Genomic DNA, 14,794 nt, shown 5'->3' on the forward strand with positions numbered 1-14,794 from the left:
TCTGAAAACCAGCGAAATTAACACCGTGGCGCGCCGCAGGCGGCCTCAGCTCCGCGTCCCGGTGGCCGTTCGCAATCCGTTGCCGTCCGGCGCGAGGCCGTCCTCGTCGAGACCGGGATCGTCCGGCGGACGGGGCGAGGTGAAAATCGCCGGTCGTTCGGCTGTTGCCTTGCGCTCGTCTCTCGGTGTGGAAGACGATGCGGGCGTGCGGCCGGGCTTTGCGGCCGGTTGCGGGTCCGCAGGGCTGGCGGCAGGCGGTGCAGCGGTCTTGGCGGCGGGCGGCGTCTTGGGTGCCGGCGCCGGCGCGTCCGGAGCAGCCACGACGCTGTCGCGCCCGTTGCTTGGAGTGTCGCCTGGTGCGTCGCTTTTGGGAGGCGCCTCGGCTTTGGCGCTTTCGATGATCACGGTTTCGTCCGCGATGACCGTCTCGGAATCGGGCCCAGTCATCAGCTCCGTGAGGCCTGCGCCGAGAATGCGATCCTCCCCGCCGTCGAAGTCCTCGACCGGCACGCGCCACTCGAACGCATCGAGCACGCCCGTGACCGGAGAGATCGGCGACCAGCGGTCGGAGGTCACGCCGTCGGCGGTCCAGACGGCATCGCGCGGCGCGCTGACGGCGCGCGCCAGCCATTCCCGCGCCCGGCCCTTGTCGCCGCTGTCTTCGGCTTCGATACGCGCCAGCAGCGCCGCCACGCGCCGCGTCAAACCCTGCTCGGTGTAGGGCTGGAGAATGCGGCGCGCCTCGTCGTAGTCGTGCGCTTCGATGGCGGCGAGCGCGACGGCGATCGAGCTTTCGATCGAATGCGGGTTGAGCGAGAACAGTTGCTTGACGCGGTCGAGACGGTCGCGGGGGCTGTCGCCGATCCGGGCGTAGGCGTAGGCCGTGGCCAGCTCGGGATGCGGAGACTTGACCCACGTCTTCTGGATGATCTTGGCGGCGCGGGGCGTGTTGCCGCGCGCGGCCAGCAGCCGGCCTGCAATGGCGGCGGCCGGAATGAGTGCCGGCGCGAGCCCATGCGCTTCGAGCGCAAGCGTGAGGGCGCGATCGGGATTGTCTTCTTCGAGCGCCTGGGCCTGTCCGGCCAGCAGCACCGCGCGGCGGCGGTCGGCGACCGGCCGTTCGATGTGTCCATGACGTTTGGCGAGCGCCAGCGTCTGCAGGGCGCCGGGCCAGTCCCCGGCCTGGCATTGCAGTTCGAACAACGCTTCGACCGGCCACAACAGCTTCGGATTGAGCTTCAGCGCCCGCTCCGCGAACTGCCGCTGCACCTCGCGCTCGTTCTCGCGGCCGGCTTCGAGGAACAGGCCGCGCAATCCGAGCTGCTCCGTATCGGGAGACGCGAGCATGGCTTCGAAAATGCGCCGCGCCGTCGCCTTGTCGCCGGATAACTGCGCCGCCTGCGCGCGCAGCAGATGCGTCAGCGGCTCGTTGGGCAGCGACTTCCGCGCCTGCACCGCATAGCGCGTCGCCATCGAACGGTCGCCCGCGCCGATCGCGATCATGCCGCTGGAGAGCGCGTCGAGGCCGCGCCGTTGCCGCCTGCGCCGCAGAAAATGACTGACGGCCGCCGGGCTCGACCAGATCTGGCCCAGCAGCGACCACGCGAACAGCGCCAGCCCGAGGAACGCCGCGAAGATCACGACGGCGCGGAAGACGCTGGTTTCGACTTCATAGCCTTGCCAGACCACCAGCAGCGAGCCCGGCCGGTCGGCGAGCCACGCGAGCCCGCTCGCGAGCGCGATCACACCGAGAAGGAACAGAACGAGACGCGTCATCGGCGCGATCCTCTCAGTTGGGCGCGGGTGCCGCCGGCGGAACCGGAGCGGCAGGTTGTGCGGCAGGAGGAGCGGCGGTGGGAGCAGCGCCAGCGGGTGGTGCCGGTTCGGCGCCCGCCAGCGAGGCCTTGAGTTGGCCCTCGATGGTTGCGATCGCCTGATCGACCGAGTGGCGCGCGGAGACCTTGCTCAGCCAGTCTTCGATGGGCGCTTGCGCGCGCGGCGGCAGCGCCTTCGCCTGCGCGACGACATCGCCGAGACGGCTCTCGTTGAGGGCAGTTTCGATGCGCGCGACGATGGCTTCGGTGCTGTTGTCGCCCGCCTCGTGGCTGACCTTGCGCACGCGCACGACGGACTTGGCGCCCGCCAGCAACCGGTCGATCACGGAGCCGTCCACGGGGTCGAGATCGGCGTCGATGACGGCATTCATCACCGGCCGGAATTCGCTTTTAAGCTCGGGCACGGTGGCGACGCCGGTCTGCGAATAGCGCTCGAGCGGCACGATATCGAGCTGTCCGGCGGACGCGTTGCGCACTTCCGCAAGTTCGGCGGCGTACCCCTGTCCCAGCCCACGATCCAGCGCGCGTTTCAAGTTGGACAGCTCGAGCGACAGCACGATCCGCTCGGCATTCTGTTTGCGGGTCTGCTCGCTCTTGACCACGCCCTGCACGTTCTGTTCGAGCTCGGCGAGCTTGGTCGACACGGGGTTGATGGCGGCAGTCACGTCAGCGGGACGCGAGACGGACTTGAATTGCGATGAAATCGAGCTGCGCAAGTCGGCGATGTCACCGGTCAGACGGCCGGCCTCTTCCTTCGCGGCTGCAACCGCCGCCGAGAGCCGGTCCATCTCGGCCTTGGTGCCTTCCGAGCGTTGCGCGCCGCGGGCCTGTTCGGTGCGCAGCAGCGCCAGATCTCGGTCGAGACGCGTCGCGGCGGCCTTGGCGGCTTCACTGGTTTCGGCCGTCGCCGCCAGTCGCTGATCGACCTCGGCCGGCAGGCTCTTGCGCAGCTCGGCGAGTTGCGAATTCAGCGTCGCTTCGAGATCCGAAATCTTGCCGGTGATGGCGGCAAGCTGCGGCACGCGCCCATCCGTTTGCGTCGCGCTGGACGCAATCATGGCAAGCTGCTCTTCGAGCTTCGACAGGCGCGCTCCGCTGTTGGCCTCATCGCCCGCTTGCGCAGCCGCAGCCAGCTTCTCCTGCTCGGCCTTGAGTGTCGCGAGCGTGTCCTTGAGCGACTGGACGTCCGCCAAGCGGTTTTCCGCGTCCGTGACCTTGGCCGTGAGCGCGGGAATGTCACCGGCAGTTTGAGACGCCGCTTCGAGGCCAGCCACGCGTTCCGACAATTGCGAAACGGTCGTATTCGACGCGACGGGGAACCAGCCCGGCCCGAGGAAAGCCGCGCCGGCATAAACGAGCCCACCGCCAATGACGCCGGCGGCAAGGTGGGACAGGAACCCGCCGCCCGCTGAAGGAGCGGACTTGGCCGCGTCGGCCGGAGGAGGCGTCGCTGTCGTGGATTTCGGCGTGGGGCCGGACGTGGCCTTGGACGCCGCATCGATCGGTCCCGGCGCAGGTTTGGCAGCCGAAGTGGCGCCCGCCGGACCGGCGGCCGAAGCCGCATTGTCCTTCTCCGGCGAAGGAGGTGGCGTGACCGGAGGGACTGTCGCGCTCGCGGACGCGCCTGCGGGCTTGCTCGCGTCGGTGGCTGCTGCAGTCGATGCGGCCGCCCCGGCGGCAGCCGATGCACTCGCACCGGACGCCGGAGCGGGTCCGCGCACTTCCGTCGCCTTGAGGTCGAGCGTCGCATGTGGACGCTTTCCGCCAGAACTATCGGTCCGGCCAGCATCCTTTGCGGGATCGGGCTTGTCAGTCATGGGAGCAGGGTCTCCAGGAACGTGGGGGTCGGGCTCGCGCACCTGCGGGGACAGGGCAGCGGCGCTTAGGAGAAGTCTGACGCCTCGCGGGCGATGAGGGCAAGCATTTCTTGTGAATGGGGCAAGCGGGCGACCGGAGCGTTAACGGAACCGAGCGCTTGGAGTTCCTGCGCGACGGCGTCCGACAGGCAAAAATGGGTCAGACGGCTTGCCGCCGCGTTAAGACCGGCTTCGGTGATCAGATGAGCGTAAACGCGAGCCGTCCGAGGGGACATCAGCACTACGCCGTCGAAGGCGCCAGCGCGGAAATCTTGAACGGTCTTGGGCGGAAGGGAGGACGCCGCCTCGGTTGCGTAAACGACATGTGTGACAACATCGAAACCATCGGCAGCGAGTGCGTTCTTGAGATCGAACGCGAGCCGCTCGGCCGCCAGATGCACCAGCGCGCCCGTCTGAGGGGCCGCGACCCCGCGGATGACGCCGGCGAGTTCGCGGCCCGTCCCCGGACCCTCGATCACGTGCCGGAAGCCGAGCTCCCGCGCGAACGCTCCGGTCCCGGGGCCAACGGCGAACAGCGGCAAGCCGAAAGCAGCCTCGGGAATTCCGCCCGCCGCGACGGCGCGCAGTCCGTTGCGGCTTGTCACGATCAGGCCCTGCACGCCGTCGAGCGGCGGCATAACGTCTTTGAACTTCACCGTGAGCAGCGGCGTTGACGTTACGCGATGACCGGCAGCCTCCAGACCGATGTGGAGCGCGTCCCGCTCAGATCCACTGTCCGGCCGCGTCAACAGCAGATGCATTACGTTGTCCCTGAGATGAGCGCGCCCGCGCCGCGCTCCAGCAGCACATCGGCGGCAGCCGTCCCAACGGCCTCGGCATCGTGAATCGTCCCGTCCCGAATGACCTCGAAACATTCTGCGCCGTCCGGCGAGAACACCATGCCGCGGAACGACAGCGCCTCTCCGTCGATCTCGGCCAATCCCGCGATCGCCGTTCGGCACGACCCTCCGAGGCGTCGCAAAAAAGCGCGCTCAGCGCGCACGCGGATCGCCGTGTCGATGTGATTGAGCGGGGCGATGAGCCCGGCCGTCCACGCGTCGCCGGTGCCGGTCTCGATGGCGATGGCGCCCTGCGCCACGGCTGGCAGCATCGTCGCCGTTTCGATTTCCGATGTGATGCGATCCACGAGTCCGAGCCGCTTGAGGCCGGCGCAGGCCAGCAGCGTCGCATCCGCCACCCCGTCGGCGAGCTTGCCGAGGCGCGTCTGCACGTTGCCGCGGAAGCCGACGACCTTAAGATCCGGCCGAATGCGTTTCACCTGCGCTTGGCGGCGCAGGCTCGATGTGCCGACGACCGCGCCCTCGGGCAGGTCATCAAGGCGCGCATACTTGAGAGAAATGAACGCGTCGCGCACGTCCTCTCGCGGCAGCACGGCGCCGATGTCGAGACCGTCCGGCAGCTCCGTCTGCATATCCTTCATCGAATGCACGGCGAGATCGATCTCGCGCGCAAAGAGCGCCACCTCGAGTTCCTTCGTGAACAGCCCCTTGCCGCCAACCTCCGCCAGCGGCCGGTCGACGATCACGTCGCCCGTCGTCTTGAAGGTCCGGATCTCGAAGGCGTCCTCGGCGAGGCCATGCGCCGCCATCAGCCGCGCCCGCACCTCATGCGCTTGCGCGAGTGCGAGCGGGGAACCGCGAGTGCCGATACGTAGGACGCGAGCTTGCAAGTTTCGGGCTCCGGATGCTAGGGCGACGGACGGATTGGCGGGTCGCGACGAGTTGGTCAAGACGAGCTGGTCAAGACGGGCCGGCCATGATGGGCTAGGCCCTGGCGGCGGCGCCATTAATGCCCGCCCAGCATGATGAACGCAAACAGGACAGGGTTGTGCCGTCCGAAAAGAGTGATGTGCCCTCCGAAGAGAGTAAAGTGAACGCTGATGACGGCCCGCTTGTCGTGCTCGGCATCGAGACGAGCTGCGACGAAACGGCCGCCGCGGTCGTCGTGCGCGAGGAGCCGGCCAAGGGCCGCATCCTCTCCAATGTCGTACGCTCACAGATCGACGAGCATAGCCCCTACGGCGGCGTCGTGCCGGAAATCGCCGCGCGCGCTCATGTCGAATGCCTGGACGCCCTGGTCGAAGCGGCACTAAAAGAGGCCGGCGTCGGGCTACGCGACCTGTCCGGCATCGCCGCGACGGCCGGCCCTGGCCTCAACGGCGGCCTCGTCGTCGGGCTCGTGACGGGCAAGGCCCTCGCGCTGGCCGCCAACCGCCCGTTCCTCGCCATCAATCATCTCGAAGCCCACGCTCTCACGGTGGGCCTCACCGACGGCATCCCGCCGCCCTACCTCATGCTGCTCGTCTCCGGCGGCCACACGCAGACGCTGGTCGTGGAAGATGTCGGTCGCTACACGCGCATCGGCACGACCGTGGACGATGCCATCGGCGAAGCCTTCGACAAGACGGCCAAGCTGTTGGGCCTGCCCTATCCGGGCGGCCCCGAGGTCGAGCGCGCCGCGCTTCGCGGCGATCCGGCGCGCTTTCCCCTGCCGCGTCCGATGCTGGGCCGCACTGAACCTCATTTTTCGCTCGCTGGCCTCAAAACCGCCGTGCGCCAGCGCGCCGAAGCCGTCGGCACATTGACCGGCCGCGACGTCGCCGACCTCTGCGCCGCGTTCGAGGCGGCCGTGTGCGATATCGTCATCGACCGCGTGTCGCGCGCCATGGACCTTGCCGAAGGAAAGCTCCCGCCGAATGCGCTCCGCTGCCTGACCGTCGCGGGCGGCGTCGCCGCCAACAAGCGGATCTCGGGCGCCCTCGCCACGCTCGTCGCCAGGCGCGGGTATCGCCTCGCCGTCCCGCCGCCGTCACTCTGCACCGACAACGGCGCCATGATTGCGTGGGCGGGCGCGGAACGGCTGGCGCGCGGCATGGTCGACGGGCTCGACTTCGCCGCCAAGCCGCGCTGGCCGCTCGACCCTGGTGCCCCGGCCGCCATCGGCGCCGGCGTCAAAGCCTAGAGGCATTGGCACGAACGTGCCCAGGGGTAATGGCACGAAGGTGCCCAGACACATTGGCATGCGGACGCGAAGTGGGGCACAAGTCGCTCTGTCGTGCGCCGGAGATGCGAAAGGTGCTAGTTAAAGGCCCCGCCCGCCACAAGAGCCCGCGCCACAAGAGAAAGACGGATGCCCCCCACCCTCGATAGCATTGCCGTCATCGGCGCCGGAGCCTGGGGCACGGCGCTGGCCCAAACGCTGGTTCAGGCCGGCCGCACCGTCACGCTGTGGGCGCGCGAGCCCGAGACCGTGGCCGACATCAACGACCGCCACGTCAACCGCACGTTCCTGCCCGGCGTGGCATTGGACGCCAAGCTCCGCGCCACGCAAAGCCTTGCCGCGTGCGCATCCGCCGACGCCATCCTCCTCGTCTGCCCGGCGCAGCATGTGCGCGCCGTAACGGCCGAACTCGCGCCGCACGTCCGTCCGGGCCAGCCGCTCGTGATCTGCGCCAAGGGCATCGAGCAAGAGACCGGCCTCCTGATGAGTGCGGTCGCGGCGGCAACCGTGCCGGACATGACGCTCGCCGCGCTCTCCGGCCCGAGTTTCGCGGCCGACGTTGCGCGCGGACTGCCGGCCGCGTTGACGATTGCCTGCCGCGACGAACGGCTGGGCAAGCTGCTCGCCGAACGCCTCGGCGACCGCCAGCTGCGCCTCTACTGGTCGGACGATATTGTCGGCGTCGAGCTGGGTGGCGCGTTGAAAAACGTCCTCGCCATTGCCGCCGGCATCGTCGACGGCAAGGGTTTGGGCGCGAGCGCACACGCGGCCCTCGTCACGCGCGGGTTCGCGGAAATGCGCCGCCTGGGCCACGCGCTCGGCGCCCGCCACGAAACCATGATGGGCCTGTCCGGCTTGGGCGATCTCGTGCTGACGTGCGGCAGCCCGCAATCGCGCAACATGAGCCTGGGTCGCGCGCTGGGCGAAGGCGAGAGCCTGAAGGCCGTTCTCGGCGAACGCGTCTCCGTCACCGAGGGCGTCTTCACCGCCGCCGCCGTCGTCCGCATCGCGCACGAGAAGAGGGTCGAAATGCCGATCATCGAAGCGGTGCACAGCATCCTCGAAGGCCACCGCTCGGTCGACGATGCCATCGCCGGCCTGATGAGCCGCCCGTTCAAGGCCGAGGATTGAACCCGGCGGACACGCCGCGCATGATGCCCGGCAGGACGAACCGCACCGAAAGAGCGAGACACACGGCCATGGCATATTGGCTTTTGAAATCAGAACCCGACGCCTTTTCCTGGGACGACCTCATCGCCAAGGGCGCGAAGGGCGAGCCCTGGTCGGGCGTGCGCAACTTCACGGCGCGCAACAACATGCAGGCCATGCAGAAGGGCGACCGCGGCTTCTTCTACCATTCGAACATCGGCAAGGAGATCGTCGGCATTTGCGAAGTCATCGCGCTCGCCCATCCCGACCCGACCGACGACACAGGCAAGTGGCGCTGCGTGGATGTGCGCGCGCTCGAGCGTCTGCCTCGCGCGGTCACGCTCGCCGACGCCAAAGCCAATCCGCGTCTCGCCGCCATGGCGCTGGTCAAGACGGCCCGCCTGTCCGTGCAACCCGTCACCGACGCGGAATGGGCCGAGGTGTGCCGCATGGCGGGTGTTGCTCCCGCCAAGCGCGCGAAGAAGACATGAACCAATCGCCCGGCGCGCAGACTGGCACATTGGATCCTGGAGACATCGCAGCCGCGAAACGGTTCATCGCCGCCAACACGCGCGTGCTGACGCCGCCGCTCGTTCCCGAAATCCGCCTGCACCTCGCGGAGGAAAGCCTGCCCATCTGGCAGAAGACCGAGGACGAGCTGGGCGAGATGAACGTGCCGCCGCCGTTCTGGGCGTTCGCCTGGGCAGGCGGTCAGGCGTTGGCGCGCTATCTGCTCGACACGGCGACGCTCATTGCGGGAAAATCGGTGCTCGATCTCGGTACAGGGTCCGGCCTGACCGCCATCGCCGCCATGCAGGCAGGCGCCGCGTCCGTTCTCGCCGCCGACATCGATCGCCTGGCGCTCGCCGCTGTCGCGCTCAATGCGGAGCTGAATGATGTCGCGGTCGCCGTGACCGCCGAGGACCTGCTGGCGCGACCGCCGCAGCCGGCCGGCGTCATCCTCGTCGGCGATCTCTTCTACGAGCGTCAGCTCGCGGAACGCGTAACGGCGTACATCGAGGCCGCCGCCGCGGCCGGAGCCCTGGTCCTGATCGGCGATCCGAAGCGCAGCTATTTTCCGCAAGGTCGCTTCGAGCGCGTCGCCGAATATGAGGTGCCGGTCACGCGGGAACTCGAGGACTCGGAAATCAAGCGGACATCTGTCTGGCGGCTGCAGGCCCCCTGACGGCCACAGATCGGTGTGACGGTGACGGCCATCGATTGACGGCTATTGCTTGGTGCCAGGCTCGTCGTGGTGGCGGAGCAACTTGGCATGCAGCGCCCGCGCCGTCGCCTCGATCTCCTTCAGCCGGCCGTGCCGCATCTCGGAGCCCACGATCTTGATCGCCGCCGCCAGCGTGACCGGATGCGAAAGTCCGTACCGGACCATGATGCGCAGGGCTTCCTCTTCAGCCATGTCCTGGAGCTGGATCGGCTGCCGCATGCGCGAGATGAGTTCGTCCAGAACGGGGTCCCGGGACGTCATGGCCTGCTCCCCTGCTAGCTGGCGGTGCGAGAGACGTCATCATAACGCATTGAGACCCAACGCGGGTTCCCTTTGAACCGGTCCGGACGGCCGGTGGCGGGAGAGACCGCCGGCTGCGACCAATTCGGCGCAAGCAGGTCTTGAACGGGGGGCGAAATCAGCCTATCAAGGCCCGCCGCTCGATGGTGGCGCAGCCGCAATAGCTCAGTTGGTAGAGCACGTCATTCGTAGTGACGTCCCAAACTCGGTGTTTGCGCGAGATGTAGAAGTTTCTTGGCAAGCGCTTGGCAAGCCAAGCCGGTTTAGCTCAGTGGTAGAGCACCGCATTCGTAATGCGGGGGCCGTAGGTTCAAATCCTACAACCGGCACCACTCCCTCATCTTCCCCACATGCGGCCACGCAAACGCCCTAACAGCGCATCCTCGCGGCCATGCAAACGGCCCGGCGCTGACGCCGGGCCCTGAGATAGTCTTCACTATCACCGCTTAACGAACGCGAAGCTTGATGCCGCCGTCGTTATGCCCGTAGCCGTGGCCGCGATGGTGGTCATCGTGATGCCCATGGCGATGCCGGTTGCGTCCACCCAGCTCGATCGAGACCGACGGCGAGTCGTCGACGTAGCGGCAGTGGCGATGACCGTTGTGCCAGCCGCATTTGCGATAGCCGATCTGCTCGACGGCCGATGTCTCCGCTGCGCCGGACTTGGCGACAGGCATTGCGGAACTCGGGGTAGCGAGTGCGCCCGCCATCATCATCGCAGGAAGAACCAAGAGAATGCGCTTCATGATCGTTTCCTTTTTTGATTTCGAAGAGGCTGATGCAATCAGCCCTGCGCATAGGAAAGCGATGCGGCGTTCCTCTTGTTCCGGAAAATTTCGGGCGAGAAAGACGCAGTCGGAAAGACGGCGTTGAGACCGTTCGGAAATTTAATCCCGCCGTGCAAAGTTCGCGGTGTGTGCTTCGCGGCGAGCGCGAACACGTGAGCGCGACACAGCGGAATTGAGCGCGCTGCGGACGTGCTCTGCTTATTTCGCCGAAGCGGCGACAGCCTCGAGCCCGCGCGACAGCTTCCAGGTCGCGAGATCGATGATCTCGGCGCCGATCGCGCGCTGCGGAACAGGGCGCGATCGTGGTACGTCCCGGCGCTGCGTGAGCCGTTGCAACAGAACGGCCAGGCTCGTCCCGATGACGAGATAGCAAAGTGTTTGCTTTTGCATTGGATCCCCCCGGATCGAATCATCCCCTTCATCATCGCCCCGCCGATACGGTGCCTCTAGTGCGAGGAAACCACAGCCGCCCGCAAACGCTGCTTTTCGCAGACGCTTTTCGGACATGGGATGCTGCTGAGCGGGCGGGTAGATCGGGAACGTGCCGCCCGCACCCAGGATGACGGACGCCGGCCTCACGGAACGAATCCCGCCCCCACCGCGTTCTCCCAGCGACTTTCCAACTTTCGAGATCGCCGCCGATCAACGCGCCTCAGATCAACTCGCTTCATAAGGAGCCACGCCACATGGGCCAGACGTATCAGTCGCAGCAGGGCAATCGTTCATCCGAAGCCCAGGATGCCGTCCACCAGATGAAAAAGAAGGCCGAAGACGCCTACGACACCGTGACAACGGAAGGCGCCAAGGCTCTCAAGAACGCAAGCGCCAGCGCCGAAACGGCCATCGATGCCACCAAGCGTTTCGTGCAGGAGCAGCCAGTTCTCGCCATCGGCACGGTAGTCGCTCTGGCCTGCGCTGTCGGCGCACTCTGGAAACTTTCGTCAGGCAGGCGCGATCAGGATCTGATGGAGCGCGTATCGAGCTACATCGAGCCCGGCTACCGCGCGCTTCGTCGCCGAGTCTAACGCGCGCGTCCCTCCACACTTCTCCCGAGTTCTTGAATCGACTTCGGCCCGTCCCTCTTGGACGGGCCTTTTTCCTGCTCAGGGACCGGAGGAACAGATGCCCGGACGAGCGCGTTTAAACTGCAGTCAGTTCGAGAGGACGGCACCATGACCAGCACCAAGGACTTGCTCAAAGCGGAGCTTGAAAAACAGCTCGATCAAGCGCTTGAGGATACGTTCCCGGCCAGCGATCCGATTTCGATCGGGGATGTGACCACAGCCACGCCGGACAGACCGCTGCACCGCAAACCCGCCGCCATCGATCGAGGCCTCGTCGACCGGCTCGCGCAAGAGGTCGCGGATACGCATAGGCGTGGCACCGAGGACACGACAGGCGCTGCGTGAGTGCGACGCGTAAGGAGTTGTTAAGGAATTGGAACGCCGAAGCGCGGAACGCCGGATAGTCGCTGAGCGCGTGGTGTCGCGGGCCTGAATGCAGGCGCAGCCTAAAATGCAATTGCGGCAGCCTATCGAGAGCGTGCTCTCGCCAGGCCGCCGCTGCAGTCGCACCAAGGTACGCGGGACCTAAATCCCTGGCGCATGAGAGACATTAAAGCGCCAAATCGTTTCAACTTGGCAAACGCCGTTCGATTTTCTTCACGCGCATACATTCTGTCGCAGGTGTCACCGCTGTTTGTCCGCCGTGGCGCCCGGCGCCAGCAGCGCCGCGACGAGCGGAACAGTAACGGCATGCGGCAGGATTTTGACGGCCAGTGCCGCGACCGTGGGCAGCAGCCCCGGCACAATCACCCGCCGCCCCATCATGAAGCCGCGATACGCGCTCGCCGCCACGAACTCCGGACTGAGCGCCGGCACGATGCGGCGATAGAGGGCGTTGTCCGCCTGCATGGCCCGATGGAATCCCGTATCGACCGGCCCCGGCGCCACCGTCGCGATGCGGACGCCCCGTCCCCGCTCTTCGTGCGCCACGGCCTCAGTCAACGACACCAGATACGCCTTGCTGGCGTAGTAGGCCGCCTGATGCGGCCCCGGCACCAGCCCGCCGAGCGAGCTGACGTTGAGGATGCCGCCCCGGCCACGTCCGATCATGGGCGGAAGCGCGTGGCGCATCAGGCGCGTCGCCGCCGTGATGTTGAGCGCGAGCAGGTGCGCGAGGCGCTCCGCGTCATCGGTCGCGAATGACCCGGAAAGCCCCATCCCAGCGTTGTTGACCAGGACGTCGGTGTAAAATCCCGCCTCGCGTAGAGCGGCGTCCAACCGCGCCGGCGCGTCGGCATCCGTCACATCGAGCGGAATTGTGAAGACGCGGGGCCCGTTCGCGCGAGGCACCGACGCAGCGGCCTGATCGAGCGCCCCGGCCGTGCGAGCCACCATCGCCACATTCCGCCCCGCGTTTGCAAATCGCGACGCCAGCGCCAAGCCGATCCCGCGTGAGGCCCCCGTCACGACGACGCACGGCGCGAGGCCCGCGACATCGGCCAGCGCAGGCGGTTGCGGTGCCGCGCGCCGCCCAATCCAGAGATCCACGAGTGAAACCAACGTGTGCAGCATGTACTCGCTCCGAGACTTAGCCGGTTTACGCCAAACGGCGTCCGGCGGGGTCAATGCAGGATGCCTGTGGATAACTCTGAAAGTGAACAGCAAGTGGTTGCAACCGGCGCAAAACTGATCGGCCGGCATATTGCTCACGCGGCATGCCGGTGTCGGGCAAGGCACGGCAGGTTGCCGCACTGGCAATCCTTGCGCCAATGATCCCGGCATTTCGAATAAGCAACTTTCTTACGGAGACCGCATTACCTCGAAGTCATGAGCAAAAAACGAAACTGCGTAGGAACCGGCACGGCGTGCCGGCCCACTGGTGGAGGAGCGTACGATGAATGCTAATGCGTCCAGATCGCTAGCCGACCAGGGCTTGGATAGGAATCCCGGCCTCGCCTCTCTCGAAACATGGATGAGCTTCAACCGGCCGATGTTGGAGGCCATGACGGAACTCAACGGCCGCCTGATCGAACAGGTCTCGCGCGCCAACAACGAGTGGCTTGGTTTCGTGAACCGCCGCATGAGCGAGGACATGGCCGCCTCGAAGCGCTTCATGGAATGCAAAACCGTGCAGGATGTATTTTCCGCCTACTCGGATTTCGTCCAGCGGGCGCAGCAGCAGTATCAGGCGGAGTTTCAGTATTTCGCGCGGCTCAATCAAAAGCTCGCGGACGAGACCGCCACGGTGCTGAAGTCGCGCATAGACGAGGTCGAGGCGGACATGCGCCACTAGGCGCGGGACGCCAAGGCCAGGCGGCCTTCGGCCGCACTTGCTGGCGGCTTCGGCCGCACTCGAATGACAACTGTTTGTTGAGCACCGGCACGCGACCCGCGTTGCCGGTTAAGCTGCGTTGTCGGACCCCATCGCGACCCGGCGCGCCAGCGGCGACAGCAGGACGATGACGGCGACGAGCGCGAGCCCGGCCAGCAGCAGCACCGAAAGCTCGTCCGCCCCCGATCCGATGTAGCGCACGATGATCGACACCAGGATGTCGTACTTGAACACCGCGATGGTACTGGCGGCGACACCGGCGAGCTTTGCGGCCAGCTCGAGGTCCTGATCGTGCTGCCGGAACGAGAACAGCAGCAGCAGCATGGCCCATGCGCCGAACAGGAAGCTCATCAGCGTCACGATCGAGCGGAAGCCGCCCTTCTGCTGCACCCCGAACAGCGCGTCGGCCGATTGCACATAGCCTTGGCTCATGAGCGGGAAGAAGATCATCGCCGCCGCGCCGACCAGCACGCACAATTCAATGCGGCTGACACGATCCGGATAGTGCCGCTTCACGCCGGAATGCCGGAAGGTCAGCATCACGCTGATGGCCATCAGGATAAACAAAAAGAACACCTTGCCCGGCAGCAGCAGCCTGTGCACGCGGCCCGTGATCGATTGCTGAGCGGGGTCCTGATAATAGCCGTCGATGGCGGTCTGATAGCGCCGCTGCGCCTGGCAGCATTCCTCATCGTTGCTGAGCCGCGGCGTTGCCGAAAGGGGTGTCGAGGCGAAGCAGAACCGGCGGGCTTCCTCAGTGGCGTCGGGTTCGATCAAAGGTTCGGCTTGGCACGCCCGGTAGAACTCGCGCACGCCAACGCGGCGCTGGCTCACCTCGCGCAGGTTCTTCACGCCGTCGATCAGCGCGATGCGCTCGCAGGGGCGCCCCTCGCCGCCGCATCCGGCCGGTTCGCTCTTATCAGTTTCCAGCGTCGCCGGCTTGATGTCCCACACCGAGCGGTGCGGATTCGACGCCAGCCCCAACGCTATGTGCGTGGCCGCCGCGGCGAGGATCGTGAGCCCGACCAGAAAACGGATCAGTCCAAAGCCGATGTAACGCCAGTACATGTCGACGAAGGCGCACGACGGCAGATAGAAGGCCGCCAGCGCGACCAGTCCGAGCGTCGGATAGAACAGGAACAGATGGCTGTCGAACGTCGCGAACGTCATCGCCCGCTCGGGCCCGAACTCCCACACCAGCACGGCCGGCACCGCCAGGAACGACAGTCCCAGCAGGAAGTAGACGAAGAACACGAACACGCGGGCGCCGAGGGACATGCAGGT

16 protein-coding genes and 1 tRNA gene are annotated in these 14,794 nt (G+C 66.5%); 8 read left to right on the plus strand and 9 right to left on the minus strand.

All coding sequences use genetic code 11. The features are described 5' to 3' along the window. Positions 1–45 precede the first annotated feature (45 nt). The 4 genes from ACTIFK_RS13455 to hemC all read right to left on the minus strand — a co-directional run bounded on the left by ACTIFK_RS13455 (position 46) and on the right by hemC (position 5,381). Positions 46–1,776 (minus strand): heme biosynthesis protein HemY, encoded by a 1,731-nt coding sequence (locus ACTIFK_RS13455; protein WP_439543592.1) that lies wholly within the window; start codon positions 1,774–1,776, stop codon positions 46–48. A gap of 13 nt (positions 1,777–1,789) precedes the next feature. Continuing rightward, positions 1,790–3,652, minus strand: a complete 1,863-nt coding sequence (locus ACTIFK_RS13460) for a hypothetical protein (protein ID WP_439543593.1) — start codon at positions 3,650–3,652, stop codon at positions 1,790–1,792. A 65-nt stretch (positions 3,653–3,717) separates the two neighbouring features. Further along, positions 3,718–4,452 (minus strand): uroporphyrinogen-III synthase, encoded by a 735-nt coding sequence (locus ACTIFK_RS13465; RefSeq protein ID WP_439543594.1) that lies wholly within the window; start codon positions 4,450–4,452, stop codon positions 3,718–3,720. Beyond that, a complete protein-coding gene (gene hemC, locus ACTIFK_RS13470; protein WP_439543595.1) occupies positions 4,452–5,381 on the minus strand; it encodes a hydroxymethylbilane synthase in 930 nt (309 codons plus the stop codon). Before hemC ends, ACTIFK_RS13465 begins: the two co-directional genes overlap by 1 nt. 200 nt (positions 5,382–5,581) lie before the next feature. On the opposite strand from hemC, the gene tsaD reads away from it, so the two are divergent. The 4 genes from tsaD to ACTIFK_RS13490 all read left to right on the plus strand — a co-directional run bounded on the left by tsaD (position 5,582) and on the right by ACTIFK_RS13490 (position 9,047). Continuing rightward, positions 5,582–6,673: a tRNA (adenosine(37)-N6)-threonylcarbamoyltransferase complex transferase subunit TsaD gene (gene tsaD, locus ACTIFK_RS13475; protein ID WP_439543596.1), complete on the plus strand. Its 1,092-nt coding sequence runs from the start codon at positions 5,582–5,584 to the stop codon at positions 6,671–6,673. Positions 6,674–6,841: 168 nt separating this feature from the next. Further along, on the plus strand, positions 6,842–7,843 hold the full coding sequence (locus ACTIFK_RS13480; protein ID WP_439543597.1) for an NAD(P)H-dependent glycerol-3-phosphate dehydrogenase: 1,002 nt from the start codon (positions 6,842–6,844) through the stop codon (positions 7,841–7,843). Positions 7,844–7,911: 68 nt separating this feature from the next. After that, complete coding sequence (locus ACTIFK_RS13485) at positions 7,912–8,352, plus strand: EVE domain-containing protein (protein ID WP_439543598.1); 441 nt, start codon at positions 7,912–7,914, stop codon at positions 8,350–8,352. Next, the gene (locus ACTIFK_RS13490) at positions 8,349–9,047 is read left to right on the plus strand and encodes a class I SAM-dependent methyltransferase (protein ID WP_439543599.1); all 699 of its coding nucleotides are present in this window, start codon (positions 8,349–8,351) and stop codon (positions 9,045–9,047) included. Before ACTIFK_RS13485 ends, ACTIFK_RS13490 begins: the two co-directional genes overlap by 4 nt. Positions 9,048–9,089: 42 nt before the next feature. On the opposite strand, the gene ACTIFK_RS13495 is transcribed toward ACTIFK_RS13490, so the two are convergent. After that, a complete protein-coding gene (locus ACTIFK_RS13495) occupies positions 9,090–9,347 on the minus strand; it encodes a hypothetical protein (RefSeq protein WP_439543600.1) in 258 nt (85 codons plus the stop codon). Between the two features lie 296 nt (positions 9,348–9,643). Here ACTIFK_RS13495 and ACTIFK_RS13500 point away from each other — a divergent pair. Continuing rightward, a tRNA-Thr gene (locus ACTIFK_RS13500) sits at positions 9,644–9,718 on the plus strand. Positions 9,719–9,832: 114 nt separating this feature from the next. Here the strand turns inward: ACTIFK_RS13500 and ACTIFK_RS13505 are convergent. Both ACTIFK_RS13505 and ACTIFK_RS13510 read right to left on the minus strand, forming a co-directional pair. Beyond that, positions 9,833–10,132 carry a hypothetical protein gene (locus ACTIFK_RS13505; protein ID WP_439543601.1) on the minus strand — a complete coding sequence of 100 codons (300 nt, stop codon included), beginning with the start codon at positions 10,130–10,132 and terminating at the stop codon, positions 9,833–9,835. Between the two features lie 240 nt (positions 10,133–10,372). After that, entirely contained in the window at positions 10,373–10,564 is a 192-nt protein-coding gene (locus ACTIFK_RS13510) for a hypothetical protein (protein WP_439543602.1), read from the minus strand. A gap of 296 nt (positions 10,565–10,860) precedes the next feature. Between ACTIFK_RS13510 and ACTIFK_RS13515 the strand changes: the two genes are divergently transcribed. Together ACTIFK_RS13515 and ACTIFK_RS13520 are read left to right on the plus strand one after the other, a co-directional pair. Further along, complete coding sequence (locus tag ACTIFK_RS13515) at positions 10,861–11,199, plus strand: hypothetical protein (RefSeq protein ID WP_439543603.1); 339 nt, start codon at positions 10,861–10,863, stop codon at positions 11,197–11,199. Between the two features lie 147 nt (positions 11,200–11,346). Continuing rightward, positions 11,347–11,583, plus strand: a complete 237-nt coding sequence (locus ACTIFK_RS13520) for a hypothetical protein (RefSeq protein ID WP_439543604.1) — start codon at positions 11,347–11,349, stop codon at positions 11,581–11,583. A 279-nt stretch (positions 11,584–11,862) separates the two neighbouring features. Here the strand turns inward: ACTIFK_RS13520 and ACTIFK_RS13525 are convergent, their stop codons facing one another. Further along, positions 11,863–12,750 (minus strand): SDR family NAD(P)-dependent oxidoreductase, encoded by an 888-nt coding sequence (locus tag ACTIFK_RS13525; RefSeq protein ID WP_439543605.1) that lies wholly within the window; start codon positions 12,748–12,750, stop codon positions 11,863–11,865. 400 nt (positions 12,751–13,150) lie between these two features. On the opposite strand from ACTIFK_RS13525, the gene ACTIFK_RS13530 reads away from it, so the two are divergent. Next, the gene (locus ACTIFK_RS13530) at positions 13,151–13,471 is read left to right on the plus strand and encodes a phasin family protein (protein ID WP_439543606.1); all 321 of its coding nucleotides are present in this window, start codon (positions 13,151–13,153) and stop codon (positions 13,469–13,471) included. A gap of 108 nt (positions 13,472–13,579) precedes the next feature. Here ACTIFK_RS13530 and ACTIFK_RS13535 read toward each other — a convergent pair whose 3' ends face one another. After that, positions 13,580–14,788: a hypothetical protein gene (locus tag ACTIFK_RS13535; protein WP_439543607.1), complete on the minus strand. Its 1,209-nt coding sequence runs from the start codon at positions 14,786–14,788 to the stop codon at positions 13,580–13,582. Positions 14,789–14,794: the final 6 nt, after the last annotated feature.

This window comes from Hyphomicrobium sp. (assembly GCF_051860585.1).
Lineage (GTDB): Bacteria > Pseudomonadota > Alphaproteobacteria > Rhizobiales > Hyphomicrobiaceae > Hyphomicrobium_C.

Coding starts and splice junctions, on each gene's coding strand:
- ACTIFK_RS13485 (WP_439543598.1), top strand. CDS start 7,912: ATGGCATATTGGCTTTTGAAATCAGAACCCGACGCCTTTTCCTGGGAC.
- ACTIFK_RS13525 (WP_439543605.1), bottom strand. CDS start 12,750: ATGCTGCACACGTTGGTTTCACTCGTGGATCTCTGGATTGGGCGGCGC.
- ACTIFK_RS13465 (WP_439543594.1), bottom strand. CDS start 4,452: ATGCATCTGCTGTTGACGCGGCCGGACAGTGGATCTGAGCGGGACGCG.
- ACTIFK_RS13520 (WP_439543604.1), top strand. CDS start 11,347: ATGACCAGCACCAAGGACTTGCTCAAAGCGGAGCTTGAAAAACAGCTC.
- ACTIFK_RS13480 (WP_439543597.1), top strand. CDS start 6,842: ATGCCCCCCACCCTCGATAGCATTGCCGTCATCGGCGCCGGAGCCTGG.
- ACTIFK_RS13510 (WP_439543602.1), bottom strand. CDS start 10,564: ATGCAAAAGCAAACACTTTGCTATCTCGTCATCGGGACGAGCCTGGCC.
- ACTIFK_RS13530 (WP_439543606.1), top strand. CDS start 13,151: ATGAGCTTCAACCGGCCGATGTTGGAGGCCATGACGGAACTCAACGGC.
- ACTIFK_RS13505 (WP_439543601.1), bottom strand. CDS start 10,132: ATGAAGCGCATTCTCTTGGTTCTTCCTGCGATGATGATGGCGGGCGCA.
- ACTIFK_RS13490 (WP_439543599.1), top strand. CDS start 8,349: ATGAACCAATCGCCCGGCGCGCAGACTGGCACATTGGATCCTGGAGAC.
- ACTIFK_RS13535 (WP_439543607.1), bottom strand. CDS start 14,788: ATGTCCCTCGGCGCCCGCGTGTTCGTGTTCTTCGTCTACTTCCTGCTG.
- ACTIFK_RS13495 (WP_439543600.1), bottom strand. CDS start 9,347: ATGACGTCCCGGGACCCCGTTCTGGACGAACTCATCTCGCGCATGCGG.
- ACTIFK_RS13515 (WP_439543603.1), top strand. CDS start 10,861: ATGGGCCAGACGTATCAGTCGCAGCAGGGCAATCGTTCATCCGAAGCC.
- ACTIFK_RS13455 (WP_439543592.1), bottom strand. CDS start 1,776: ATGACGCGTCTCGTTCTGTTCCTTCTCGGTGTGATCGCGCTCGCGAGC.
- ACTIFK_RS13460 (WP_439543593.1), bottom strand. CDS start 3,652: ATGACTGACAAGCCCGATCCCGCAAAGGATGCTGGCCGGACCGATAGT.